This window comes from Providencia sp. (assembly GCF_003533305.1).
Classification (GTDB): domain Bacteria; phylum Pseudomonadota; class Gammaproteobacteria; order Enterobacterales; family Enterobacteriaceae; genus Providencia.
The window spans coordinates 45,610-69,871 of record NZ_DOEH01000032.1 but is presented as its reverse complement, the minus strand read 5'-3'; the positions used below and the strand labels follow the sequence as shown (position 1 = coordinate 69,871).

The 24,262-nt window shown below is 39.4% G+C and carries 38 protein-coding genes and 1 tRNA gene; 27 read left to right on the top strand and 12 right to left on the bottom strand.

Features of this window, described 5'->3' with window-relative positions; genetic code table 11:
• Nucleotides 1-9: 9 nt before the first annotated feature.
• From DD649_RS19655 to DD649_RS19615, 8 genes are all read right to left on the bottom strand, one after another.
• The gene (locus DD649_RS19655; protein WP_294110846.1) at nucleotides 10-1,143 is read right to left on the bottom strand and encodes a phage integrase Arm DNA-binding domain-containing protein; all 1,134 of its coding nucleotides are present in this window, start codon (nucleotides 1,141-1,143) and stop codon (nucleotides 10-12) included.
• Nucleotides 1,118-1,369 (bottom strand): excisionase, encoded by a 252-nt coding sequence (locus DD649_RS19650; RefSeq protein ID WP_294110844.1) that lies wholly within the window; start codon nucleotides 1,367-1,369, stop codon nucleotides 1,118-1,120. Before DD649_RS19650 ends, DD649_RS19655 begins: the two co-directional genes overlap by 26 nt.
• 36 nt (nucleotides 1,370-1,405) lie before the next feature.
• Entirely contained in the window at nucleotides 1,406-1,978 is a 573-nt protein-coding gene (locus DD649_RS19645; protein WP_294110842.1) for a 3'-5' exonuclease, read from the bottom strand.
• 658 nt (nucleotides 1,979-2,636) lie between these two features.
• Nucleotides 2,637-3,113 (bottom strand): hypothetical protein, encoded by a 477-nt coding sequence (locus DD649_RS19640; protein WP_294110840.1) that lies wholly within the window; start codon nucleotides 3,111-3,113, stop codon nucleotides 2,637-2,639.
• A gap of 83 nt (nucleotides 3,114-3,196) precedes the next feature.
• Nucleotides 3,197-4,099: a recombination-associated protein RdgC gene (rdgC, locus tag DD649_RS19635; RefSeq protein ID WP_294110838.1), complete on the bottom strand. Its 903-nt coding sequence runs from the start codon at nucleotides 4,097-4,099 to the stop codon at nucleotides 3,197-3,199.
• A gap of 413 nt (nucleotides 4,100-4,512) precedes the next feature.
• Complete coding sequence (locus DD649_RS19625) at nucleotides 4,513-4,755, bottom strand: hypothetical protein (protein WP_294110835.1); 243 nt, start codon at nucleotides 4,753-4,755, stop codon at nucleotides 4,513-4,515.
• A 28-nt stretch (nucleotides 4,756-4,783) separates the two neighbouring features.
• Nucleotides 4,784-4,993: a hypothetical protein gene (locus DD649_RS19620; RefSeq protein ID WP_294110833.1), complete on the bottom strand. Its 210-nt coding sequence runs from the start codon at nucleotides 4,991-4,993 to the stop codon at nucleotides 4,784-4,786.
• Nucleotides 4,994-5,351: 358 nt separating this feature from the next.
• Nucleotides 5,352-5,909: a LexA family transcriptional regulator gene (locus tag DD649_RS19615; RefSeq protein ID WP_294110945.1), complete on the bottom strand. Its 558-nt coding sequence runs from the start codon at nucleotides 5,907-5,909 to the stop codon at nucleotides 5,352-5,354.
• Nucleotides 5,910-6,055: 146 nt separating this feature from the next.
• On the opposite strand from DD649_RS19615, the gene DD649_RS19610 reads away from it, so the two are divergent.
• From DD649_RS19610 to DD649_RS19555, 12 genes are all read left to right on the top strand, one after another.
• Nucleotides 6,056-6,295 carry a helix-turn-helix domain-containing protein gene (locus DD649_RS19610; RefSeq protein WP_294110829.1) on the top strand — a complete coding sequence of 80 codons (240 nt, stop codon included), beginning with the start codon at nucleotides 6,056-6,058 and terminating at the stop codon, nucleotides 6,293-6,295.
• A gap of 37 nt (nucleotides 6,296-6,332) precedes the next feature.
• A complete protein-coding gene (locus DD649_RS19605; protein WP_336431074.1) occupies nucleotides 6,333-6,791 on the top strand; it encodes a YmfL family putative regulatory protein in 459 nt (152 codons plus the stop codon).
• An 83-nt stretch (nucleotides 6,792-6,874) separates the two neighbouring features.
• Nucleotides 6,875-7,084 (top strand): hypothetical protein, encoded by a 210-nt coding sequence (locus DD649_RS19600; RefSeq protein ID WP_336431073.1) that lies wholly within the window; start codon nucleotides 6,875-6,877, stop codon nucleotides 7,082-7,084.
• Nucleotides 7,074-7,253 (top strand): DUF4222 domain-containing protein, encoded by a 180-nt coding sequence (locus tag DD649_RS19595; protein ID WP_294110823.1) that lies wholly within the window; start codon nucleotides 7,074-7,076, stop codon nucleotides 7,251-7,253. The genes DD649_RS19600 and DD649_RS19595 overlap by 11 nt, the downstream gene beginning before the upstream one ends.
• Nucleotides 7,254-7,261: 8 nt before the next feature.
• Nucleotides 7,262-8,326 carry a helix-turn-helix domain-containing protein gene (locus DD649_RS19590; RefSeq protein ID WP_336431072.1) on the top strand — a complete coding sequence of 355 codons (1,065 nt, stop codon included), beginning with the start codon at nucleotides 7,262-7,264 and terminating at the stop codon, nucleotides 8,324-8,326.
• Nucleotides 8,326-8,649 carry a hypothetical protein gene (locus DD649_RS19585; RefSeq protein ID WP_294110819.1) on the top strand — a complete coding sequence of 108 codons (324 nt, stop codon included), beginning with the start codon at nucleotides 8,326-8,328 and terminating at the stop codon, nucleotides 8,647-8,649. Before DD649_RS19590 ends, DD649_RS19585 begins: the two co-directional genes overlap by 1 nt.
• The gene (locus DD649_RS19580) at nucleotides 8,642-9,286 is read left to right on the top strand and encodes a phage N-6-adenine-methyltransferase (protein ID WP_336431071.1); all 645 of its coding nucleotides are present in this window, start codon (nucleotides 8,642-8,644) and stop codon (nucleotides 9,284-9,286) included. The genes DD649_RS19585 and DD649_RS19580 overlap by 8 nt, the downstream gene beginning before the upstream one ends.
• On the top strand, nucleotides 9,283-9,687 hold the full coding sequence (locus DD649_RS19575; protein ID WP_336431070.1) for a hypothetical protein: 405 nt from the start codon (nucleotides 9,283-9,285) through the stop codon (nucleotides 9,685-9,687). Before DD649_RS19580 ends, DD649_RS19575 begins: the two co-directional genes overlap by 4 nt.
• On the top strand, nucleotides 9,684-9,869 hold the full coding sequence (locus DD649_RS19570) for a Lar family restriction alleviation protein (RefSeq protein WP_294110816.1): 186 nt from the start codon (nucleotides 9,684-9,686) through the stop codon (nucleotides 9,867-9,869). Before DD649_RS19575 ends, DD649_RS19570 begins: the two co-directional genes overlap by 4 nt.
• Nucleotides 9,862-10,242 (top strand): RusA family crossover junction endodeoxyribonuclease, encoded by a 381-nt coding sequence (locus DD649_RS19565; RefSeq protein ID WP_294110814.1) that lies wholly within the window; start codon nucleotides 9,862-9,864, stop codon nucleotides 10,240-10,242. The genes DD649_RS19570 and DD649_RS19565 overlap by 8 nt, the downstream gene beginning before the upstream one ends.
• A gap of 4 nt (nucleotides 10,243-10,246) precedes the next feature.
• Nucleotides 10,247-10,789, top strand: coding sequence for a DUF968 domain-containing protein (locus DD649_RS19560; RefSeq protein ID WP_294110813.1), 543 nt, complete (start codon nucleotides 10,247-10,249; stop codon nucleotides 10,787-10,789).
• Between the two features lie 31 nt (nucleotides 10,790-10,820).
• A complete protein-coding gene (locus DD649_RS19555; RefSeq protein ID WP_336431069.1) occupies nucleotides 10,821-11,372 on the top strand; it encodes a DUF1133 family protein in 552 nt (183 codons plus the stop codon).
• Between the two features lie 144 nt (nucleotides 11,373-11,516).
• On the opposite strand, the gene DD649_RS19550 is transcribed toward DD649_RS19555, so the two are convergent.
• Together DD649_RS19550 and DD649_RS19545 are read right to left on the bottom strand one after the other, a co-directional pair.
• Nucleotides 11,517-11,897, bottom strand: coding sequence for a VOC family protein (locus DD649_RS19550; protein WP_294110811.1), 381 nt, complete (start codon nucleotides 11,895-11,897; stop codon nucleotides 11,517-11,519).
• Nucleotides 11,898-13,023: 1,126 nt separating this feature from the next.
• Nucleotides 13,024-13,278, bottom strand: a complete 255-nt coding sequence (locus DD649_RS19545; RefSeq protein ID WP_294110809.1) for a hypothetical protein — start codon at nucleotides 13,276-13,278, stop codon at nucleotides 13,024-13,026.
• Nucleotides 13,279-13,374: 96 nt separating this feature from the next.
• Between DD649_RS19545 and DD649_RS19540 the strand changes: the two genes are divergently transcribed.
• Nucleotides 13,375-13,617: a hypothetical protein gene (locus tag DD649_RS19540; RefSeq protein ID WP_294110807.1), complete on the top strand. Its 243-nt coding sequence runs from the start codon at nucleotides 13,375-13,377 to the stop codon at nucleotides 13,615-13,617.
• A 111-nt stretch (nucleotides 13,618-13,728) separates the two neighbouring features.
• Here DD649_RS19540 and DD649_RS19535 read toward each other — a convergent pair whose 3' ends face one another.
• The gene (locus DD649_RS19535; RefSeq protein ID WP_294110805.1) at nucleotides 13,729-14,073 is read right to left on the bottom strand and encodes a hypothetical protein; all 345 of its coding nucleotides are present in this window, start codon (nucleotides 14,071-14,073) and stop codon (nucleotides 13,729-13,731) included.
• A gap of 523 nt (nucleotides 14,074-14,596) precedes the next feature.
• Between DD649_RS19535 and DD649_RS19530 the strand changes: the two genes are divergently transcribed.
• The 3 genes from DD649_RS19530 (at nucleotide 14,597) to DD649_RS19520 (ending at nucleotide 15,723) form a co-directional block, all read left to right on the top strand.
• Nucleotides 14,597-14,674, top strand: a tRNA-Leu gene (locus tag DD649_RS19530).
• A 197-nt stretch (nucleotides 14,675-14,871) separates the two neighbouring features.
• Nucleotides 14,872-15,375, top strand: a complete 504-nt coding sequence (locus tag DD649_RS19525; protein ID WP_294110803.1) for a GNAT family protein — start codon at nucleotides 14,872-14,874, stop codon at nucleotides 15,373-15,375.
• A gap of 156 nt (nucleotides 15,376-15,531) precedes the next feature.
• Nucleotides 15,532-15,723, top strand: a complete 192-nt coding sequence (locus tag DD649_RS19520) for a hypothetical protein (RefSeq protein WP_294110801.1) — start codon at nucleotides 15,532-15,534, stop codon at nucleotides 15,721-15,723.
• On the opposite strand, the gene DD649_RS19515 is transcribed toward DD649_RS19520, so the two are convergent.
• Nucleotides 15,700-15,921 carry a hypothetical protein gene (locus DD649_RS19515; protein WP_294110799.1) on the bottom strand — a complete coding sequence of 74 codons (222 nt, stop codon included), beginning with the start codon at nucleotides 15,919-15,921 and terminating at the stop codon, nucleotides 15,700-15,702. The genes DD649_RS19520 and DD649_RS19515 overlap by 24 nt on opposite strands.
• A 162-nt stretch (nucleotides 15,922-16,083) precedes the next feature.
• On the opposite strand from DD649_RS19515, the gene DD649_RS19510 reads away from it, so the two are divergent.
• The 11 genes from DD649_RS19510 (at nucleotide 16,084) to DD649_RS19465 (ending at nucleotide 24,248) form a co-directional block, all read left to right on the top strand.
• Nucleotides 16,084-16,311: a phage holin gene (locus DD649_RS19510; protein ID WP_294110797.1), complete on the top strand. Its 228-nt coding sequence runs from the start codon at nucleotides 16,084-16,086 to the stop codon at nucleotides 16,309-16,311.
• Nucleotides 16,292-16,858, top strand: a complete 567-nt coding sequence (locus tag DD649_RS19505; RefSeq protein WP_336431068.1) for a lysozyme — start codon at nucleotides 16,292-16,294, stop codon at nucleotides 16,856-16,858. The genes DD649_RS19510 and DD649_RS19505 overlap by 20 nt, the downstream gene beginning before the upstream one ends.
• Nucleotides 16,859-16,916: 58 nt before the next feature.
• A complete protein-coding gene (locus DD649_RS19500; protein WP_294110793.1) occupies nucleotides 16,917-17,402 on the top strand; it encodes a hypothetical protein in 486 nt (161 codons plus the stop codon).
• A 1,090-nt stretch (nucleotides 17,403-18,492) separates the two neighbouring features.
• The gene (locus tag DD649_RS20170) at nucleotides 18,493-18,756 is read left to right on the top strand and encodes a hypothetical protein (protein ID WP_336431067.1); all 264 of its coding nucleotides are present in this window, start codon (nucleotides 18,493-18,495) and stop codon (nucleotides 18,754-18,756) included.
• 88 nt (nucleotides 18,757-18,844) lie between these two features.
• On the top strand, nucleotides 18,845-19,462 hold the full coding sequence (locus tag DD649_RS19495) for a hypothetical protein (protein WP_294110791.1): 618 nt from the start codon (nucleotides 18,845-18,847) through the stop codon (nucleotides 19,460-19,462).
• Nucleotides 19,462-19,815, top strand: coding sequence for an HNH endonuclease (locus DD649_RS19490; RefSeq protein WP_294110789.1), 354 nt, complete (start codon nucleotides 19,462-19,464; stop codon nucleotides 19,813-19,815). Before DD649_RS19495 ends, DD649_RS19490 begins: the two co-directional genes overlap by 1 nt.
• Nucleotides 19,816-20,003: 188 nt before the next feature.
• Nucleotides 20,004-20,474, top strand: a complete 471-nt coding sequence (locus tag DD649_RS19485; RefSeq protein ID WP_336431066.1) for a phage terminase small subunit P27 family — start codon at nucleotides 20,004-20,006, stop codon at nucleotides 20,472-20,474.
• 3 nt (nucleotides 20,475-20,477) lie between these two features.
• The gene (locus DD649_RS19480) at nucleotides 20,478-22,208 is read left to right on the top strand and encodes a terminase TerL endonuclease subunit (protein WP_294110943.1); all 1,731 of its coding nucleotides are present in this window, start codon (nucleotides 20,478-20,480) and stop codon (nucleotides 22,206-22,208) included.
• A 9-nt stretch (nucleotides 22,209-22,217) separates the two neighbouring features.
• Nucleotides 22,218-22,394, top strand: coding sequence for a hypothetical protein (locus DD649_RS19475; RefSeq protein WP_294110787.1), 177 nt, complete (start codon nucleotides 22,218-22,220; stop codon nucleotides 22,392-22,394).
• A 2-nt stretch (nucleotides 22,395-22,396) separates the two neighbouring features.
• Complete coding sequence (locus DD649_RS19470) at nucleotides 22,397-23,626, top strand: phage portal protein (protein WP_336431065.1); 1,230 nt, start codon at nucleotides 22,397-22,399, stop codon at nucleotides 23,624-23,626.
• Complete coding sequence (locus DD649_RS19465; protein ID WP_294110782.1) at nucleotides 23,598-24,248, top strand: HK97 family phage prohead protease; 651 nt, start codon at nucleotides 23,598-23,600, stop codon at nucleotides 24,246-24,248. Before DD649_RS19470 ends, DD649_RS19465 begins: the two co-directional genes overlap by 29 nt.
• The last annotated feature ends 14 nt before the right edge of the window (nucleotides 24,249-24,262 follow it).

Here is a 24,262-nt window from a genome sequence, read left to right as displayed (position 1 = left end):
AGAAGCATATTAAATTGCAACTATTTGCCATTCCTTTCCGCGATCATCGTTATATTTATCGGTCATTTTTTGTGATTTATGGCCTAATAATTTTTGGGTGTTGATGCCTTGCTCTCGATACAATCTTTCAGACAACGAACGCTGCTCATGGAATGAAGGTGCGGATTTTTCTTGCCACTCCAAGCCGCATTTATCTCTCGCCCTTTTGAATGTTGTGGTCAGTGTTCTCGTTGTAACTTGGTCACCTCGTTTGGCTTTGGCTGTGGTGTGGCGATAATGAACTATGTATTTACTGACAACGGCGTCACGACAGATGGAGATAACTTGTTTCAGAGTCATATCAATGACGTCACATTTAATCGATAACGGAATAGCTAGCTTTGAGCCTGTTTTTTCTTGCTCAATATGAAGCATATCATCCCAAATATCTGAGAATTTCATTTTGACGATATCACCTATACGCTGTCCAGTAACCAGCGCTAGTAACATCCCACACTGCAGGTAAGGTGGGTGATCCTTAGCTTGTTCATAAATAGCTTTCCATTCTTCAAATGCAAGTCGCTCTCTCTTAATTTTATTTCTTGGCTGTTTTGTTGCAAGCGCTGGGTTATAGCCTGGAGGAACTCGTCCAGCATGTTGAGCCTCTTTAAAAACATCAATTAATACTAAGCGGACAACTTGCGCCATCCTGTCATGGCCTAATGCCCTAACTGAATCTATTATTTTTGCTATTTCTAAAGTAGTAATATCTTGTAGTGAAAATAATCCGCAATGTTGTTTAAATAAATTTAATGGCTTCATTTTCTGTTTGTATGAATTAGGTTTTAACTCCCCTAAGTCAACACGCTCTTGCTGTATTTCTAAATACTTATCTATCCAGTTGGTAACACTAATACCAACCTTTTTATTTTTGATATTTGATAACCGATCATTAATACTTAAAATCTGTTTTGTTTGTTGTTCAGCAATTATTGTATTTGCCTGTGAAGCAACTAATGCGGCTTCCTCGGCGTCCGTGCCGAGGCTGTGGAATATCCCTGTTAAAGGGTGCTTATATTGCCAGTAAACTTTCCCATTACGCTTATCTAGCTTCCGGTATAGATTGGGAACGGTGATGTTATGAGTGCGCGGTCTCGCTGCCATTTGATAAGATCCTTAATAATTTATCGCTTGCACCATTCGGTAATTGCGGTTTTGAAACAATCCCAACCCAGCGAGAATCACGATCTACCATCCATTTTTTACCAACTTTTTGCGCTGGTGGTACCATCATGTTTGCTTTAGCATATTTTAGTAATGCTTGCTTGCTGGGCGCATCTTCACCGAATTCCAATTTTGCCCACGCTTCTAGAGACACCATTCTAGACATAATTATCTCCACATCTGCCGCATACAGATTTAAACGTTAAACTTCATCAGCAATAGGTTTAATTAAATGCTGGTGGATAATAGACACATATTTAGCCTGATGGATTGCATCAGCTAATGCGTTGTGTTGTTCGCCTTCAAATTCGAGCGTACGCTTAGGATCAATACCAGCACTGCGACCAAGTTCTACAATGGTGCGAACATCACGGTTATTCCAGAACTTCCAGAACGGATTAAAATCACATGCAACGTAAGCGTTGGCTAAAACAACATTGTCAAAATCACTACCATTACCCCATACACATACGCGGTCTGATAAATGCTCCTCAGCGAAAGCAGATAGTCCTAATAATGCCGACTGAATAGTTCGTGCATCATCATCGACAATAGCTGCTCTAGCTTCACTACTTTGCTTCATCCACCAAAGAACAGTATCGGCGTCGATATGAAGCCCTGCGTGCTCACAGCTCGTTAAGTCGACGGTGTGATAGAAAATAGGACCAATCTCACCCGTTGAAGGCTCAAAAGCTACTGCACCAATAGAAACAATAGCGGCATTACTTTTATTGCTCATAGTTTCTAGATCTACCATTAAGTGTTTATATTTCATTGCTAGTCCTTATCTATCTATGCGGTGTATATTAAAATTCTAGTTATTTGATTTAATGACTTATGCCAAGGAGGCTAAAATGAGCCGCAATAAAGAGAATACAACCTGGGTTGATATAGTATCTTGCTTATTTAAGGGTATTAGCTGTCTCATTGGCGCTGTGGCTATAATTACCATTTGTGTCTTGGTGCTTTTAGCATTGTTTTACGGTTTAAAGTAAAAGCAATCATTACGATTAAAACAATTCATCAGTTTTTTTAATTTATATACTATAGTTAATTTTAACTCTCTAATTATTTTTTGTAGTCCTCGCCGATGTTCCTATATATCGGCATTTTTTTGCTTAATTTCCTTGTTAAATTGATATTATCCACTATGCTTAAATTGCTTACATAGAGAAACTATAAATATCCCTACACAATTTGCCGCCCAATCCGTGCCGGCAATTTTTTTATTACCAGATCTGGTTCATTAAATACTTGCTGTTGATTTATGTTTATTAACTATGTTAAAAAGCTGATACTTATTATTACAATTAAATCACTCATCAAAATTCCCTTACCGCCTTCTCCATGGCGGTATTTTTTTAAATTTATTTTGGTTAATAACAGATTGAACTATAACCTCCAGCGACGAATGCAGCTCCCATACCGAGTTTTTAAGGCAAATCCCTTAATGACTCGTAAGTTAATTTCATTTCTTGATAAAGCTTTTTACCTTCACTAGCTTCGCAAAGCTCTTTCCATTTATCCCAATTATTGATAACAGCAGACCACTGAGGTGAACATGTTTTCATTTCATGTAATTGGTTTGCTAGTTCGGGTACAGCCTCTAACAACCGAATACAGCGACCTAAATCAGCACCATCCCAAGGGTAATGGTTTGGAGCACTAAATTGACCAGAAAGAATAGCAGCCATATATCTTGAACTTGAACCGACATCGTCACTAGCAAGCCAAGCAGTAAGCCCCATACCATCAGAAGCCTTAACAAGCGGTTTTTTAAATTCCTCACAAACCAAAGTAGCGGCCTTAATAATGGCATTCATATAACGAGGTTCAGCAGGGATGCCGGGTATTTGTTTTTCTATTTCAGTTGAAATGGCGGAAATTAAATTGATTTGGCTAAGTTGCATAATTAATACTCCACACAAAATTTAGATAATAAAAGTCCGTCTCTTAATAAAGAGAATTAAATCCCTAGGTGTTGGCTAAATAGTTATTCTGTTTTTTCTTTGTATTTTAATAATTCAATTAATAATTCGATAGTATTAACCATGTGAAACATAAATACAGAATTTACATGTCGATGACGGAAAGCTCTATCACCATCACAGTCAACATCGCTAATTGGTTTTATTCCCTTAAATTCGAAGTTATCACTTAATTTAAATATAATATCGAGAGTGGTTAATTCTATTAGGTTGACGCGAAAACCATTTGATAAACTCTCACTTAACTCACGTTGGACATAGTGTAGTTCAGCGTCGTATTTAACAGATTCTATTTTTTTCTCAACTTTACGTTGCAGCAAGTAGAAGTTGCAAGGGTATAATCGCCCACCAAAACAGTCAGCTGATGGCTCATTATTGATGTAGTTTATTAGGCGTGTTGTTATCCCATTTTTTACATCGTCAATGTGGATTGATTCTGTTTTTACCGTTCCACAAACCTTAACCAAACAGTTAACAAGCGCTTGATGCTCTGATTTTCGAGTGCTTGATACGATAAGAAAGCCTTTTTCAACATGATAAAGCGCAGTGATGATTTTAGTTTTAGTTAGAGCAACTTTAAGCATTTCTTCTATTGCAATATACTTTATTTCAGTCTCAAGGAAATCATCAGTACCTTGCTCTTTTAGTTTTTCAATACGTCTATTAACTTCAAACGCAATAGCTGCTTTAGGAAGTATCTTTTCATCAATACGAAAATTGATAATATAACCACCTTCAATTGGTGTAACTAATTCGCCTGTGATTTTATTAGGAATAAAACCATAGCTAACTGAATGTGATTCTAAAATATCAACAAAAGGTAATTCTTTTAAATGATTCTCTAGAACTTCAGCGCTGGGTAATTCAGCTTTAAATATAACTGCACTAGTAATTGGAAAACGTTTCATTTGTTAATCTCCGCATAGTTATTAACTCCACACACAATAAATAAGACCACTGACAATAATTAATAAACTTACCTAGTGTGAACTGATTAGGTATCAGTGGCCTTATGTATGATGTGAGTCTCAATGTAATGCCTGAACTAACTTATCCACATCAGGCGGCTGTGGTATTCTTGGAAGCCCTACACAACCAAGAGAATTTTTAATGCTTAAATCTAAGTTAATTGCTAAGTGTCTTTTCCAATGCAACATGATCTCGGATGTGCAAAACGGCGAATACGCGGTGCAAAACATCTTTATTGAATACTTTCCAGATCACTCATTTGATAAGTGGAATTCAAATCTACCTGATAATGTTGTTAATCACTTTTTAGAGGCATCAAAAGGCAGTACCACTATTCATGTTGACTCATTTATTAAAGACCTTTGGGATCTTTAATAGTCGAGAATGCACTGTAACCATGTTGGATAGTTTTCCCGAAGGCATTAGCCTCTAGTTCTAGCGAATTTCTATCCAACATTAAAACTTCAATAGTTTTTGCGATAAATGACAGGTAATCAGCCGCTACTGAACCATCAGTTCTCAAATAACACACCGTGGCGTTATTGATTTTCAACTCAATAATGTTGCCTGTCTTTTTATTAGTTTCACTGCACATAACCATCACTCCACACAGTTAAATTCAATTAAGCACTAATAGTGACAGCACACATGTCTATGCATTCTGCTATTTCATCGTCGAGCTTTTCGAGTTTAGATTGCAGATCATTGCGGTCTGTGCGGAGCTTTTGCAGATTGTTAATCTGTTTAGCTTTTTCAAGTATCCACTCACGCACATCAGCCTGCGACATTGGCACACTAAAAGTAACGATGGGTTCATTTGAATTGGGTTGCATATTAATTCCTTGTTTTCACGTTTAACCGTTGATGGAATGAATATAGCAATGAGTATTAAATATAGCAATAGGTATTTTTATGGTGTGCGGGTGATTGCTTATACAGCACTGATAAATATCATTTTATTTTTATAAATTGAATTTAATACGGAAAAGTATTAAGTATTTAAGATAATATTTCTTGCAAATTTTCAGTAGGAATATAAAGTATAAATTAATTTACTGTATAAATATACAGTAAATCACCCAAAAGCTACAATGTTATATTCGAGAGGAATGAGACGATGGTGATAGTTTTGGTGAGATGTGGGGCGGGAGAATACAGAGAGGTGCTTGTCAGTAAGAAAAATAAGACAAGCTACCTTCTAAAATCTCGGATCAGAAACACAACGACCCCAATAAAAAAGGATGAGGATAAATCAATTAAAGGGACGCGGTTATCATCGACGGCCAGAAAGCCATGACTACCACCATCTAGATATTTATAAACAGATATGGAGTCATTTACTTTTGCTACCACCAGATCCCCCGTTCCTGGTGTTACTTCAGTATCCACGATAGCAATACTTCCATTTGGAGCTTCTGCGCAACCAGTATTACGACTTAGTATGTACGCGCGGTATGATGCTAGCGGCTTACCTATCGGAGAGATCACAAACTCGTCAGTCTCGCCTACCTCATTCCATACGGGGATATTGAGTGATTTATCTAATCTAAATTTCAGCTCTTTATTAGGGCCATCCATTTCCCCCACGCCATTCGCTAACCAATCAATATTTACAGCTAATGCATTGGCTATATCAACTAGTTTTACTGAGCCTTTGGCTTTTCCGTTAACTAATCGCCAAATTGTAGGTTGAGCAACACCCGACGCTTCAGCTAAAGCACCTTGTGTCATGTTGCCCCTATATTTCATCGCCTCTTGAAGGCGTTCAGACAAAGTAGTTTTCATGAAAGTGAATTTATAGTTATGAGTATTAAAAATCAAATTCTCATTGCTATTGTATATTTTAATACTCATTGCTATTATTTGTCTTGTGATAATACTAAAAAGGTTAAAAAATGAAAAATCAAGCCATACAAAAAGCTATTGATATTGCGGGTGGACAAAAAAAATTAGCTGTTCTTTGCGGAGTCAGTCAACCAACCGTGTGGCGGTGGCTTCATGGTGGTGGTGTCGATGCAAGATTAGTTATGTCGATAGTTAAGGCAACTAATAGCACTGTATTACCCCATGAAATAAGGCCAGATCTATATGAGTTAATAGGTACGGGACAAACAAACGATACCAAAACCAACTAAATCAGTTAACTACCAACAAAACAACGGAATTGTAGATATGTGCAAACAAACATTAAAAGAAGTCGTTAAACAAATGTGCAAGGCAATGCCTGGTGGTCGTTCTGCAATGGCAGCTGCTTTAGGCATGAGCGAAACCACCTTCAACAACAATCTGTATGAAAAAAATGGCTGTCGTTTCTTTGAAAATGATGATTTGGAAGCAATGGAAGAATTATCTGGCACTAAGTTGCTGGTGGAATATCACATGGATCGCCATGGAATAACCCCAGCAAAGAAAGTAGACCCTGAGAATTTAGATAAGGTCGAGTTGTTTGATATCAGAATGAAGCTTGGTGCCATGCAAGGTGCTTTATCCGTCCTTATCCAAGATAGCATTGCTGACGGCGTTTTAACTGATGATGAAATCAAGGCAATCAACAGAAAGCTTGAGAAGGTTTGTGCTTATGCCTGGGGTTTTGTGAATTCACTGCCAGCTGTTTATAGGGTGACTAAATGATGAGTAACGCTAGAAAGGGTGACGCCCCAGATATGCGGTCCGAGGCGTCGGTTGCTAATAACAACTTGTGTGGAGTAACTAGCATGAGCAGTTTAAACCAAATCAGTAAGAGAAAGCAATTTAAGTGCTTATCCGTTTCTAAAAATGGTCTGTTTCAATATGTCGAAATCATAACGTCAGCTGACGCTCTGGGCAACTACCAGACCAAACAACAGTTGGTAGATATCGCCGATTTAAAAAGCGACTGGGCTAACTTTTATTTCAATAGCGAAGGCGAGGCTCATGTCCAATGAAAAGCATAAGAACCTTGACCGGTATTTCAGAGATAAGCGCGGTCGTATCGTCAAAGTCATTGAGTGGGATAGGCAAAAGCAGCGAGTTATTTTCATGCTCGATGATTATGAGCATCCGTGCTTTGTGCCGCTTAGTGATTTTAAAAAATATTATTCAGAAGTTAAGTAGGTAGCAACATGAGTGTAAAACTATCAAGTTACGTCTGGGATGGCTGCGCGAGTGCGGGTTTAAAGATAACCTCGGTTGCTATCATGGCTCGCCTTGCTGACTTCTCAAATGATGAAGGCATTTGCTGGCCATCAGTGCCGACTATTGCCCGTCAAATTGGCGCAGGTGAAAGCACCGTGCGTACAGCTATCAAAGGCTTAGAGAAAGCAGGCTGGTTATCAAGTGAGAAGCGCCGCAAAGGTAACCGCAACACGAGCAATATTTATCAATTGAATGTTGGCAAGTTAGCTTCAGCGGCGATGGCTGCCATTCCTCAACCGCCAGAATCTGACACGTCAAATCCTGACGCATCAAAATCTGTTGCATCAAAATCTGTTGCATCAAAATCTGTCCCGTCAGAATCGAGCAAAATTAATCGTTTTGACCCGCCAGAATCTGGGGGCGATCCGTCAGTAACTTCAATACATGATCCATTAGTAAATACTCTTTCGTCGCAGAATTCTGACGAATTAAGCGACCAGCCTAAAATTGATTTTTTGAATCGTTATCCAGAAGCCGTGATTTACAGCCCTAACTATCAAAAATGGGGATCTGCTGATGACCTCAAGTGTGCTAACTGGCTGTTTGGTCTCAAATGTGAAGTTTTCAAAGAGTTAGGTTTGAAAGCCCCTAAGGAGCCTAACTTCACAGAATGGGCAAATGATGTTCGCTTGATGAACGAGATTGACGGCCATTCCCACAAAGAGATTTGCCAATTCTACAAGCGCATTAGCCAAGATGAATTCTGGAAAAAGAATGTTCAGTGCCCGAAAACACTGCGCAGCCAATGGGATGATTTAACCCTGCGCTTAGCGGGTGAGCAAAAAATCAAAGTCGATACGGTTGAGCGTGATGAAGCATTTACTCGCCTCATCGGTTCACGTTCACCAGCCAAAAATCGTATTGAAGAAATTGCAGTTGAGCTAGCCGGTAAATCTGGCGTTAGGCGTATGACTGATTTTGTCGGTCGTAAGGCGTGGATTGGCGTTTGGCAACAAGCCGCAGAACTAGCAGCGAAAGAGGTGACAGCGTGATGCGTAGTGAATCTAAAGAAATTTACGGTGTGAATGTATTTGGCTTAATTGCGGTGATTAAACAGCTTCGTCGCTGGTGGCTTATCTGTGAACTTCGTGGAATGTGGAATGATGATAGAAAATTATTAGTTATTTTCCGTCAGCGTGGAATTGAAAACCATACAGGCACTTTAAGTGTTCAGCAGCGATATATACGTATCATCGAACTCGCTAAAGCCCACCAGCTTAAAAGTGAATCATCGGACTATATTACCGAAAATGGCGAAAAAGTAGAAGTACAGCCCCATAAATCCACCAGCGGAGAGGGGCTGCTTGATGAATAAATATATCCAACAGCTCAATGAGCTCAAAGCTAAATCAGCCCATTGGTTAAAAGAGGTTGGCGATCAATGGAAAACACCTGAAGATATCTATTGGGGTATTAATTCTCTATATGGCCCATTTAATTTAGATCTATTCACCGATGGACAAAACAGCAAATGTCCTCATTTTTACACCGCAGAAGATAATGCGCTCACTCAAGACTGGTCAGAAAAGCTGAAAGAAGTTGGTGGCGCTGCATTTGCTAATCCTCCGTACTCTCGTTCTTCATATCATGAAAAACAAGCCCTAACGGGTGTTCGTCACATTATGTCCCACGCCTCAGCGATGCGTGAAAAGGGTGGACGTTATGTTTTCTTATTGAAAGCGGCGACTAGCGAAGTGTGGTGGCCAGAAAATGCAGATCACATCTGTTTTATCCGTGGTCGCATTGGTTTTGATGTTCCTGAGTGGTTTATCCCAGCTGATGAGAAACAAAAACCAACTGGTGCATTCTTTGCCGGGGCAATCGTTGTATTTGATAAAACATGGACCGGTAAAACCTTTAGTTACATCAATCGCGAAGAATTAGAGCAGCGCGGTAAAGCATTCATTGAGCAAGCTAAGTGGTTAGCTAAGAAGATGGAGATAGCGGCGTGAAAGACAGCGTTTACATTCGAAGCATTGAAGTTATCACTACGATTAGAGATCTAGATAGTTTCTCAGTGAGACACGTTGAAATGATGCTGGGATACGAGCAGCGCATGGCTCAAATCGCCGTTGAAAGCTTGCTGAAAATTGGCTGCATTAAAAAAGTTGGTAAGAAAAAATCCAAGTTTAGTGGGATAAGTGCCAATCATTACAAAGTTGATGATATGGCAATTACAAGGCTAAAAGAGGTACGAGGTAAAGTTATGGAGCCCATCAATACGGAGAAAGAAGCAAAAGACCAAGAAGATATTTTATGTGGAATGAAAATAGTTAAAAAAGCATTCGTTAGTGATATGGGCAATCAATCAATAAAACATCTAGATCAGCTGCTAGCAGGGGTAAGAGCGTGAAAAACAAAATATCAGAAATTCAGCCTTGCCCATTTTGTGGCAGTGAAAATATCACCCTAGAAAGTCATAGCTATAGGACATGGTTTTATATCCAGTGCCATAGCTGCGGTGAGAAAGGCCCTGAGGTAAATGATAAGCAAACGGCAATTACAGCGTGGAACAAGGGTGTAGCTCATGAATAAATCAATATCGCTAGTATTACCCTTTCCTCCAAGTGTAAATTCCTGCTGGCGGACAGTGAAAGGCCGAATGTTACTCAGTGAGCAGGGTCGTAAGTTCCGAATAATTGCGATAGCGGCAGTTTATGATCAGTTACGAAAAATACCAAAGGCAATCACTGAGGATGTATCCGTCATTGTGAAGATGTATCCACCTACAAAACAGCGGAGAGATATAGATAATTACTTGAAAGCAGCATTCGATGCTTTAACTCACGCTAAGGTTTGGAAAGATGATGATCAGGTCAAACGTGTAGAAATGGAGTGGTGCGAAGTCGTAAAGGGGGGTCGGTTTGAAATAACGATCAGCTTAATTAAAAGCGCAAATGCGGAGTAATAGAATGAGTTACCAGTGGATATTAACCCCGATCCGCATTCCTGAAATAAATGCTGTTATGTTTAGACCAGGAGTAAGCGAACTTCATAAGTTTAATGGCCGCATGTTGATTATTCCGGTACCAGAGCAATTAACTAATGAATCAGTAGGGCCTATCTCTCTTCCATCTTCTTTCTTCAGCGACGAGTTGAGTTATATTGAAGAATTAAAGCCGGTACTGAATTTAACTATCGACCCCAAGCCACCATCAAGCCTAATGCTAAAGCCAAAACTTAAGCGCTGGGAAAGCACGAAATATCTACAGTGGGTTAAGACTCAGCAGTGTTGTATATGCGGATCTATTGCTGATGATGCGCATCATATTATTGGAAGTGGCCTTAGTGGTATGGGAACAAAACCACATGACTTCTTTGTTATTCCGTTATGTCGTGTAGATCATGACGAATTACATCGGGACCCTAAAGGGTGGGAAGAAGAGCACGGTACTCAAGTAGAGTTATTTATTCAATTTTCCAATAGAGCATTTGCTATTGGTGTATTCGGTTAATGCAGGGTGCGGCCTGCTAAAGAGGTATTAAGTGATTTATCCACTAACAACAGGTAAAAGTGAAGAGCATTTTAAATTACGTACATTGGAAAGCGTGTGGATACGTGGACGTTTAACTATGTGGGGTAGATGGGCGGCATTTAGTAAAAATCCAAGCGCTGCAGGTATGTTTAATCAGTTATTGGAAGAGCCAACTATTACAAAAAAAGCGCTAAAAGATGCAATGAAGAGAATGCGTAAGTCAGGTATATCAAAAGAATCACTGTTAATGTTTCTAGATGAATTTAAGGATAAAAAAACATTAAGTAGTATGTGGTTCTGCACCGATGCTGAAGGTGGCGATATGGACAAGGTCATTTGTGAGGTTATGAGTGCTGATGCTGGTTTATTGGATGTGCTGAAGGAGCGATATGTTTATAAAAAGTCTAATTTCTGCATCGCAAATGAAATGAATAGTAGGCATCCAGATTTATCATTATCCACATGTAGGCGTAGAGTTGATGCTTGGTTATCAGTTGCTGAATTTATGTTATATCGTCCAATGTGTGATGCCTTTGGCAGGAATTATCACTATTGCAAATGATTTATTGACTTTTTGAGCAATAAAGTTATAGTTTCTGTATATGCTGCGCGAAGCTTTACACGCAAGGCAGGATACGAATTTAAGACCTCGCTACCCATGCGAGGTTTTTTGCTTTCTAAGAATGCTATAAATAATCAGCTAGTATTAATTTATATTAGTAGTATCTGTTGCGCATACTCTGAGTCTGTGGCCATCTGGGTCTACAGCAACAAATGTATAACCAAAGTCAAGGTCTACCGGTTTCATTGCAATATCAATGCCAAGCTCACTCCATTGATGATAGATATCATCGACGTCTTGCCTGCTAACATCGGACATGCATATTTCAAAGCCGCCAAACTGAGGCTGAGGTTTAGGGTCTATTCCAGATTTAGCTTGAAGTCCCAATATAAAATTATTGGACAATGCAAAAACAGAAAACTCACTGTATTGCTCTATCGGCTCTGCTTTTAATATGTTTGAATAAAAAATAGTACTTTTATCCACATCGGTTACATACAAAATAATGCTATTTGGCTTGAACATAAAAACTCCTTATTATTGAGTGTCTCACTATTATATCAATTATGAATGACAGTAATTGTCAGCAGTGAAAGGATAACAATATTAGTGCGCTACGCTAATTCGGTGATATTGTGATAAGAGTGAATACGTTGTCACAGTAACTTATAGAATGAAACCTCGCCACTGTGCGGATTTTTTTGCTATAGATACCTACAAAACTTTACAACACATTAAAAACGACTAACTTTATATAACAGCAAACAATTATCAGATTAGCTGTAAATTATAAAGAGGTGCTTTTATGTGGTTTTTTAGTACATTGCAAACTGTAATGGCGGCATTAGTATTGATACTTCTATTTGTGGCTATTCCATATTGGATTAAATAGTCAATAACTACTAACTTGCACAACTAAATTTATTGACTATATTTATACAGCGAATCACATCAGTTGTAGAATCATTATCCCGGTCAAGCCCGTCAGTAATGGCGGGTTTTTTGCTTTCTGGTTATTAATCGCGCTAATTCATAGTCGACGTGCTATAGTGCTTAGGCCACCATACCCCATTGCTATAAACAGCAAATCTTGCAGTCGCGAGTTTTTATTTAAAAAATAGATGTGGTATCCAAAGGGATTTGTTTCCCAAGGGATTACCTATGAATTTACCTACATTTTATCAGCGAATTTTATCACTTACACAAAGTGCATTAACTATTTCCGGATTGCTTTTGGCGACATTTGCATTGGTCTACTGGATGTAAATCCACCCCGGCATTAACTCAATTGTAAGAGTATTTAGTCTTAGCGAAACTAAGAGTCGAGGTTCGATGCCTCGATGCCTCGATGGCGGTCCAAATGGAAAAAATAGAGCCTCACTCCGGTGGGCTTTGTTATTTGTAACGTATTGATATTGTTTCGTTATGGTGATTCCCATAGCAGCATTAAAGCGAGTAGGGTTTTCATTGCGGGGAATACTAAAGCCAGTTAGTACCAGCAATAGCCTAATGCAGTGAACTAAAGGGCGGTAAGATTGATGAATATTCGGTAAAAGGATAGATATAAAGTTTATAGATTAATTGCAAATCAAAAGCACATCCAAATAAGATATGCTTACATTTATGTAGAAGTCATTAATAGATTGAAGGATTAAATTACTGCGTCAAGAATTTTACTAAGTGTTTCAAGGCGTACAGCAGAGCCCTTTTCAGCTTCTGAATCTCCATTTTTATTCATGAGACTATTGTACTCATAAGCTCTCAACTTAACTCGCGACTTTTGCTCATTGCTTAGCTGGTGAATAACCATGGTTAACAGTATACCTAGGGCGCTATTTTCAGCTTTAATCTCATCAATCTGAGAAACCAACTCATTTAAAGATAATTCATTGATTGTGCTAGACATGCAAGTCATTCCTCGTTTACGCTGGTGATTAAATTATACACAAGTCAGTAGCGTGAGGGAATGAAATAACCACCTCGTTTGATATGATTACACGCAATGGGGGAACCTGAACGCATACACTCTCAGCGTACGCATCCACAACACTATTTCCAGCAACAAAATATTCCAAAAATTATTCCAAGGGCTACTTATATGACTATCGACGACATAAAGGCTGTTAACGATGCTTATATTGTCAATGAAAAAAGAAAGGCCGTAATAGCGAGAACCAACAAAAAAGCGGATAGCTATTGCTGTGTATGTAAACAGCGTAACCATTCAACGACAGGGCATAAATAATTTGCCTATTCGGTGGTTTTTAACGTTTTTTGTAAGCAATTTTTTAAAGCGAGAATGGGCATTTGTTGCCCACAAATAAGTTCAAATACATTGGTACAACTTAGACTCGATTTAATCTAATCCTTTAGCTGATAGAATAACATTGATCTGCTTGGAATGTTTAACCAGTAAATCAATAAGTTGATGAGGAGTTAAAGTAATCTCTTTATTATATATAAGTGACTTAAGAGCTTGTGGTGTTTTTATTTTATAATCAGTTACTGATGATACCTTAAACGTGATAGTAAATTTATTTGAGGGTTCTGAAAAATAAATATGAGCACCAAGGATACGTTCGTTTTTATATAATATGCTTTTTTCTTTGGCCCATGATGAGATACTTTTTAACTCTTTTTTATCAATAGCCAAGCTACCTTTCCAGTCGTTAAATTGGGTTAATGCTACCTCACCAAACATTGCTATACCTCTATTAATTTCTTAAGTGTAAATGAAACATAGAGTGCTAACATAAGCTAAATTACCAAGCGATATAATATAAATTTAATTTATGTAGCATGAGTCACAATATTTATTCTTTAATGTTTATCTGTGAGCTATTATATGTCGTCTGATGTTGGCTTATTATCTTCTAATAATGGATATTCTATACTTAGCCGCATTAAACCAACTCAAAGATCTCGCAATCGTGGTTTTTTTGCTTTCAGGTTATTAATCGCGCTAATTTATAGCCGACATGCTATAGTACCTAGGTCACATACCCCATTGCTATAAACAGCAAATCTTGCACTTGCGAGTTTTTATCTAAACAATAGATGCGGTATCCAAAGGAAATTATTTCCTAAGGATTTACCTATGAAATGGCCAGCCTTCTATCGACGCCTTGTGATATTTTCACAAAATATGTTTGTTGCTGTTGTATTGGTTATTATATTCATCGCTATATTTTCCTATATAATCAATTTATCTAAATAATACCTACCCGCCATTAACTCAACTGGAAGAGTATTTAGTCTTAGCGAAACTAAGAGTCGGGGTTCGATACCCCGATGGCGGTCCAAATGAAAAAATAAATAAAGCCTCACTCCCGTGGGGCTTTGTTGTTTCTAACGCATTGATATTGTTACATTATGGGAATCACCATAGCGATAATTCATATGTTCGGTTATTCCGAGTAACTGATTTCAAGGACACCTGCATAATCTTATAGTCTTCTCTATTTTGATATGATAGTAATACAGGTCATGGGAGGGGTTTATGGATTTTGTTTTAACAAAAATAACACTGGCTGATTGGTGCTTTTTTAAACGGTTGCATATGAGCAATGATGTTATGAGATTTATATCAGACTTGATGCCAGAAGATAAAATTAAAGATTCTTTCGATAGCCGCTTGCCTTCATGGAATATCACATCTGATCATTGGTTATGTCTTGTTATCCGCAATGTTGATGACAATGCCTCGATGGGGCTGACTGGACTAAAAATGGTCAGTGACGGTGGGCGTAGGGTCGCGGAGGTTGGTTACATTATATCGCCGGAATATACCGGAAGATCTTTGGCAACTAGGTCGTTAGCCATGCTGATATCACTACCTGAGTTGGCACCACTAAGTGAATTCCGAGCAGTTGTGACGGGGGGTAATGCTGCCTCTGAGAGTGTTTTAAAGAAAAATGGCTTTATTCTTACAAAAATTATTGAAAATAATTATGTTATAGGTAATAAATCTTTTGCCGATCATATCTACACATTAACTCGATAATGTGATGACGCTGATATAGCCACATTCAATTAATTATCAAATTTAGGGTTACGCATTACGTGACCCTTTTTCGTATATAGCCACCGCAAATCACTATCAACATGTTTAATTACTGCAATGACGTTGCTGGTGGCTTTCTATTTAAGAGAGGTAGTTATGAGTCGAAATATCAGAAAAGCACGAATTACCCGTACTTCAAAGGTAAAAGCAGACCGTGGTTTAGAGGAGCGAATAACAGCATTAGAAAAACAGCTTGATAGCGTCAATCAAGCTGTTAAATACACACAAGAAACCAACGTAACAGCAATAAACGAACTGAGGCTGTTAGTCACACTTCGTGCTAGCTAAAAATTTCTGATAGGCTAATTTTCCAATTTCATCTATTGTTTTATTTTTTAAGTCATTCGAAACAGCATCAATACCAATCATTGTACTTATACCGTTGACGCTTAAACTTACATTTACCAAATAATTAACATTGGGAATTGGATCTACTATGTAAGCATGAGATAAATCATAAACACCACGAACAACAAATTTAGACATAAAATCATCACACCGAATTTAATCAGCCATCCCTTCGGTAAGTCACATAGGGCTGAACCTCTAACTTAACTTAAATATCAATTAAATTCATCAATCACACTAGCTGCTATAGCTGGTGGATTTCCACTAACTTAATTTCGGGCACTCCGTAGGGGGTGGTATATGCGAATGGAAAAAATAACGACAACTACCTCCTATATCACATCAGCAGGGGGAACCTTGTATTGGCTTAAACAGTTACTGGATGGCTTCTCATCTGAGCAATGGGCTGCGATTGGTGTGTTAGGGAGTTTGCTATTTGGTCTGCTGACATTTTTAACAAATCTGTATTTCAAACGAAAAGAATTCAAATTAAGAGAGAGGGCTAACAGTGGCAAAGATACCAAATAAAATCAAAACTGCTGCCGCTGGTGGGTTGATAGCCCTAACTGTTGCAATGGTTACTAATTTTGAAGGGTATGAACCTAAGCCCTATCGCGATGTAGTAGGGGTGTTAACCGTATGCTATGGGCACACGGGCTCTGACATTATCCCCACAAAAACTTATACAAAAGCTGAGTGTGATGCACTGTTAGAAAAAGACTTGGCAATCGTTGCTAAAGCGGTAAATCCCTTAATTAAGGTCAATATCCCTGATTACACTAGGGCGGCGCTCTATTCATTTACTTACAACATCGGAACAGGGGCTTTCTCACGTTCTACGTTACTTAAAAAACTTAATGCTGGTGACCACACTGGCGCATGCAATGAACTAAAACGCTGGATATACGCAGGGGGCAAGCCGTGGAAAGGGTTAATGACAAGACGAGAAGTAGAAAACGCGGTATGCCTTGGCGAATTCGCATCTACTTATCCTTATTCCTCATCGGAACCATTGTCTTTATGGCAACTGGCGTATACGCACTCAGAGATGATACCTGTGGCACTGACAAGGTGAGTTTAGAAAAGCGCTGTCAAAGTGCAGTCAATCACTATAAAGCCCGGCAGGTTAACTTATGAAAATAGATAAGTCATTTTGGTTATTCTTGATGATTGTTGGCCTAGGCTGGTGGGCTGTAACTGAGTATGAAAGCAATTCATTACTAAAAGTAGATAACAGTAATAAAAGTAAAATCATTGCCAGCCAATCACTTCAATTCAATCGGTTTAATCAAATAGCCACATCAGCCTACCGCTATGGTATTCAGGCAGAAGTTAAGTCGCAGGAGAGAGTCATTGAATACAGAACAATTCTTAAAAAAGAGCCCACTTGTGATTTGCTTGTGCCTCAGCCTATTGCTGATCGGCTGCTCAAGTACACCGATAGTCTTAGGTCAATGTACACCGATACCGGAAACGCTCACGCAACCAGTACTAGTGCCGCTCCCTCCCGAACTTTAACGTATTGCCAAGCGGTGATTTGGGTTGACTATTTATTAGCAGCACTTGATAAGGCTAACGGGCAATTAAAGGGTATTAGACAAATCAATACAGAGAAATAAATATGTTTTGAACTTTAAACAGCAATAAATAGATTACTCTAACTCTGCAATAGCTTATTTAATTACTGAGTCTGGGTTAATATAGCTTAAGGAGTTATCTATATTGTAGGTAGAGTGAGATTCAAAGAAACCCCGTTCTATTATTGATAGATATACCTCTAATATATCAGATTAAGGTAAATAAATAGCAAAATACTTTACTAATATCATTAATCTTCACAATGGTTAAATTAAGTCAAGTTAAGAGGGTAAAAATAAATTCTTTGTTATGTAAATATTATTTATATTATGTATAGTGAAATTTACTAAGTATTAATACCTATATTGTTATTTTTTTCATACACGTATATCGTGTAATTAGTTTTGTTACTTCAAACCCGAAATACAACAAGCATATTGTCTCTAAAAACTAAGATGAAAAATAGAAAACAACAGCTTTTGAATGATTCTGCGCTTTTGAGTTTAAGGATAGAATATTTATCCAAATTTGTTCAAAGTAGAATGTTTAGTAAATTATCAGTCAATGATAAGGAATTATTACAACTACAGGTTTATTCTATGAAGGCGTTATCGTCTATACTGAAAATAAGAATTGATATAGTAAATAGTAAGAGTCCAACTAAATAATAAACCTAAGATGATATACAACAGCCTGCCAAGAGCGGGCTTTTTAATGGAAAAATATCATGGCAACACAAGGCTTCGATGGACCAGAGCAATTTTGTGAAGAGTTGGATAAAAGCATTTCGAAAGAACAAAAAAAGCCCCTGTAAGCAGGGGAATAGATTAAATAATATTAATTTTTTGTTTATGAATAACCCAAATGTCAAATGGGTATGTGAATAATATCAACAATATTTAATTAATCTATTAATGAATTGTTACTAAATACGGAATGGATAATCGATAAAGGCGTGAAGTAATTGTTAGTTATATTACATATGGGAGCATATCGCCTTTGCAGGATTAGTAAGATAGGCTAAATAGATAGATTTGCAGCCATTCTTAGAAAGAATCGTTGGCTGAAATATTTTTAGTATTATAAAATGAGAATAATAGGTTTGGTGGCTTAAATTTTAAAGGCTATTTTGTGGACATTACGATTGTTTGGGCTTCTGGCGTAATACTGGGCTTTGTACTTCTACTCTTTTATTTTCGATTTCATCAGCGAGTAGAAAAAACTCCTTTTATCGGTGCTATATTTTTTGCTCTTATTTGGCCTGTGACTGTAGTGGTTATTCTTTCAGTGTGGACTGTAAATGGATTGTTGCGAGCTTACCGTATCCATTCCTATCGAAAAATCAATATAAAAAGAAATGATAATTATAAAAGTAAAAATAATGACGTGAAGTAGCGCATAAATAACCTTAGATTAAAAATTTAAATTATATGAAAAAGCCATCAGTTAACCACCGATGGCTTTTTCATTTATGGAGACAGTCATGTCAGATAAAAAAGAAATAGCCACCCTATCTATAAAGATATCAGTCGATAGCACTGACTTAGATAAGTTAGAAGCACAGTTAAAACGTATTGCTGGGCTAATGGTCAGAACAGGACTGAAGGAGCCAGCGAAAGGTGGGTTTGTTATTGATCCATACTTTGGCGTTAATGACGGACAGGTGTTTATTAATAGCGCATTCATAACATCGACAACCATTAGCGATGCCATGCAAAAAGCTGCAAAAGAAGGCGCTAGAAGAGGTGCTGAGCAAGCGCGGTTTGAAATAACCACAGGTATTAATGATAACCACGAGCAATCATCCGCTATAGCTAAGCTTGATGTGAGTGAAGGTGGCGGCGTTGTCTATGTTGATAAGTTAGAAGCTGTACCACTAAGCAAAGCGGCTAAAGCTACTATTGCAAGTATTAGCGAATCAATATCTCATGAAGAGTCTGAGTTCGATAAGTATAAGCAACAGGTTGAGTCTGAGTTCAAGCAACTACAATCTTTAATTATAGCAATGCAGCATACGCAAGCTAGCTCTGATATGGCTATGGCTAGTGCTATCGAACAGGTTCGCGCTGACATTCAATCGGCTAAATCTGGGTGGTTGTAATGCCACCTCGCATACCGCGTGCTTGCCGTAAACATGGCTGTAGCAAGACAACAATAGATCGCAGTGGTTATTGTGATGAGCACATGAATACAGGCTGGGAATCCCACCAGCAAGGCAAGAGCCGACACCAACGTGGTTATGGGGCTAAGTGGGATAAGATACGCGAACGAGTGCTAAAGCGCGATAAGTATCTGTGCCAAGACCACTTAAACCAAGGGCTGGCAGTAGAAGCCAAGACAGTCGACCACATCAAACCTAAAGCGCATGGTGGTACTGATGACGATAGTAATCTCCAGTCATTGTGCTGGCCATGTCATAGACGTAAGACAGCAACAGAAAGAATTCATAATTAATTGAATTATAATTAATTAATTTAAGATATCACGTAAATGATAATGATTATCAATAGCAGGGAGGGGCGGGTAAAATCTCTACCACTCTCGCCCTAAAGTACCGCCGCCTTACCTTTTGTTATATCGCCGCAGGTTAGAAAACTTTTTTTGGGGTTCCCCAAAGCAATTATTAATAGGAGGTGCCTATCATGGCTGGACCACCTAAAACCCCGTCACACCTGCAATTAGTGAGGGGTAACCCATCAAAAAGACCCATTAATAAAAATGAACCGAAACCTCCGTCAGGGGTACCCCCAACGCCGAAGTATTTTGATAAGCGCGGAAAGTATTGGTTTAAGAAAATTGGAGAAGAGCTCAACGCATTAGGTGTGATGAGTCAACTCGATGCCAAGGCACTTGAATTGCTGGTGGAAGCTTATGTTGAATATCGCCACCACTGTGAAGTGCTTGATGAGGAGGGATACACTTATAAAAACAACACCGAAAGCGGATTGATGATCAAAGCGCATCCAGCCGCAATTATGAAGGCGGATGTATGGAAGCGGATCAGGGCAATGCTTAGCGAGTTTGGCATGACCCCATCGGCACGAACTAAGGTGAATGTAAAAGGCCCTGAACAGGAAGATCCACTTGATGCATTTTTGAAAAAGCGCAAATGATGAATGGCAATCGTAACAGATGGAATTCAGTACGCCGAACAGGTCGTCGCTGGAGAAATTGTTGCGTGCGAATTGGTGCGTTTGGCGTGCCAACGGTTTTTGAATGATCTAGAGCATGGCCCTGAGCGTGGCATCTATTTCATTGAAGACCGCGCACAGCACATACTCGACTTTTATAACTTTATTCCTCACGTCAAAGGGGCGCTGGCAGGAAAGCCCATTGATTTAATGCCTTGGCATACTTTTATACTGATTAATATCTTTGGTTTTGTTATTCCATTGATTGATGAGCTAACCGGTGAGCAGGTTCTAGATGACGATGGCGATACGGTGCTTGTTCGTCGATTCAGAACGGCATTTAATGAAGTAGCCCGTAAAAATGCCAAATCAACGCTTTCAAGTGGCATCGGTTTATACATGACAGGCGCTGATGGTGAGGGTGGGGCTGAAGTTTATTCAGCTGCGACGACTCGCGATCAGGCTCGTATTGTATTTGAAGATGCAAAGAACATGATTAAAAAGGCAAAAGCCACACTTGGACGCCTATTTGATTACAACAAACTCGCCATATACCAGGAGCGAACCGCTTCTAAATTTGAGCCGCTTTCCAGTGATGCGAATAACCTCGACGGCTTAAATATTCACTGCGGGATTGTCGATGAGTTGCACGCACATAAAACCCGTGATGTGTGGGATGTTCTAGAAACAGCAACCGGTGCACGTTTGCAGTCTCTGCTTTTTGCCATAACTACCTCGGGATTTAATAAAGAGGGTATTTGTTATGAACTAAGAGACTACGCAATCAAAGTGCTCACGGGTGTTGTTGAAGATGATACGTTTTTCGCGATCATTTATACACTCGATGAGAAAGATGGTGATTTTGATGAATCGGTTTGGATAAAAGCCAATCCGGGGCTGGGTGTCTGTAAGCGGTTTGATGATATGCGCCGGCTCGCCAAAAAAGCCAAAGAGCAAGTTGCTGCGCGGCCTAACTTTCTGACTAAGCATTTAAATAAGTGGGTAAATGCGGAATCGGTTTGGATGGACATGGGTAAGTGGGACAAATGCCCCGTAAATGCGCCCGATGATGAGTTGAAAAATTACCCTGTTTGGGTGGGTGTGGACTTGGCCAGCAAAATTGACGTTGCTGCAGCAATCAAAATGTACGAGGACAATCAGGGTAAAACGCATATTAAGTGCAAATTTTGGATACCTGAAGATCGTATTGAAACGGCGCCTAAGCATATTGCGGAACTTTATCGCAAGTGGGAGAAGATGGGACACCTAGAGCTCACTGGTGGCGAAGTTATTGACCATGACATTATCAAAGATGACATTCTTAAATGGTGCGAAGGTGACGAAGTGCGTGAGTTGGGCTTTGACCCATGGAGCGCAGTGCAATTTTCTCGCCGACTAGCCGAAGAAGGTGTGCCGCTGGTGGAAGTCGCACAGACAGTGAAAAACATGTCAGAAGCGATGAAAAGTGTTCAGGCTGATGTGTATTCGGGTAAATTTCACCATGATCACAACCCTATGATGGGATGGATGCTTTCAAACGTCACAGTCAAGCCCGACAAAAACGAAAATATCTTCCCGAACAAATCGACCCCTGAAAATAAAATCGATGGGCCGGTAGCGATGTTTACTGCGAAAAGCCGTCAATTGGTGGGCGGTGGTGAACAAGAGCAAAGCTTGTCTGATGTTTTAGCCTCTAGAGGTCTACGATCCCTTTAAGGAAACGCGATGAAATTTTTAACAATAACAGCCTTACTGGTTGGGATTGCTGGTGCCTTTTTATTGTCATTTGGTGCTTGGCTGATATATCCACCCATTGGCTACATAACTGGCGGTAGCTTATGTCTTGTATGGTCCTATTTAGTTTCAAAAGCAATGAGCCAACCGAAAGCCGATAAGGAGTAATTATGTTCTTTCCTGGTCTGTTTCGGAAATCCAATGACGATATGACATCACATGAACTCAGTGAGTTAATTGGCCTTTCTTATAATACGTTTTCTGGGCGTCGGGTTAACCCACAGTTGGCGATGCAATTAACGGCCGTATTCAGCTGCGTTCGGGTGCTGGCTGAATCAGTCGGCATGTTGCCTTGTTCTTTGTATGAGCAACTGGAAATAGGAAATAAACGAGCGACACGCGAAAGAGTCCACAAACTCATATCCGTGAAACCTAACAACTATATGACCTCTCAAGAATTTTGGGAGCTATTAGTTGCTTGCTTGTGCTTAAGGGGCAATTTTTATGCCTATAAAGTTCGTGCGTTAGGTGAAGTCGTTGAGTTGCTTCCTTTAAATCCGAGTTCAGTCACACCAAAGCTAAATAGTAATTGGGAACCTGAATATAACGTGACATTCCCTAACGGTAAAAGTGAAACACTATCGCAAGCAGATATTTGGCATGTTCGTATATTTACGTTGGATGGTTTAACGGGCTTAAGCCCTATCGCCTACGCAAAACAGGCGATTGGACTAGGGCTAGCGACAGAGGAGCACGGCTCTCGATTATTTGGTAATGGCGCGGTAACGAGTGGTGTGTTGCAAACAGAACAATATTTAAAAGATGATGCTTATGAGCGCTTGAAAGAAGATTTTGCGGATAGGCATCAGGGACTGGCGAATGCTCATAAACCGATGATTCTAGAAATGGGGCTGAAATGGCAACAAATTAGCCTATCAGCGGAGGATGCCCAATTTTTAGAAACACGCAAATTTCAGCTCGAGGAGATTTGCCGTATTTTTCGTGTCCCGCTTCACATGGTTCAAAACACCGACAGAGCTACTTTCAATAATATCGAAAATCTCGGGATCGGGTTTATCAATTACTCCTTAGTCCCTTACCTTACTCGAATTGAGCAGCGTATTAATGCAGGTTTAGTTAAATCCAGCAAGCAGGGGACTTTTTACGCCAAATTCAATACGGGTGCGCTATTACGCGGAGACATGAAATCACGATTTGAAGCGTATTCGACGGGTATCAATTGGGGGATCTACTCCCCGAATGAATGCCGTGAACTTGAAGAGCTTAACCCTCGTGAGGGCGGTGACGTCTATCTCACACCAATGAACATGACAACCAAGCCTGAATCCCAAAAACAGGAGGGAAAAACGCATGCCGACGATGACGAAACAACGGCTTGATGTGCCACTGAAAATTAAGTCAGTTAGCGACTCGGGGGAGTTTGAAGGATACGGCTCAGTTTTCGGCGTGAAAGATAGTTATGCCGATATTGTGATGCCCGGTGCATTCCTCAATTCACTTAATCAGTGGAAAGAAAAGGGGTCATTACCTGCATTACTTTGGCAGCATCAAATGGCAGAGCCTATTGGTATTTATACTGAGATGCGCGAGGACGATACCGGGCTTTATGTGAAAGGGCGCTTGTTAATTGACGACGACCCCCTATCTAAACGCGCACATGCACACATGAAGGCCGGATCATTATCCGGCCTTTCTATTGGGTACATCCTCAAAGATTGGGAGTATGACCGTAACAAAGATGCTTTTTTGCTAAAAGAAATCGACCTATGGGAAGTGAGTTTAGTGACGTTCCCGTCGAATGATGAAGCCCGAGTTAGTGATGTGAAATCGGCATTTGCTCGTGGCGAATTACCCTCACAAAAAAGTATTGAGCGAGTCCTGCGCGATGTTGGGCTTTCGCGAACACAAGCTAAGGCCTTTATGGCTAAAGGCTACGATGCACTTTCTCTGCGTGATGTTGAGCAAGACGCTATCGATACATTGAAATCCATTTTTAAATAATAAAGGTACACATT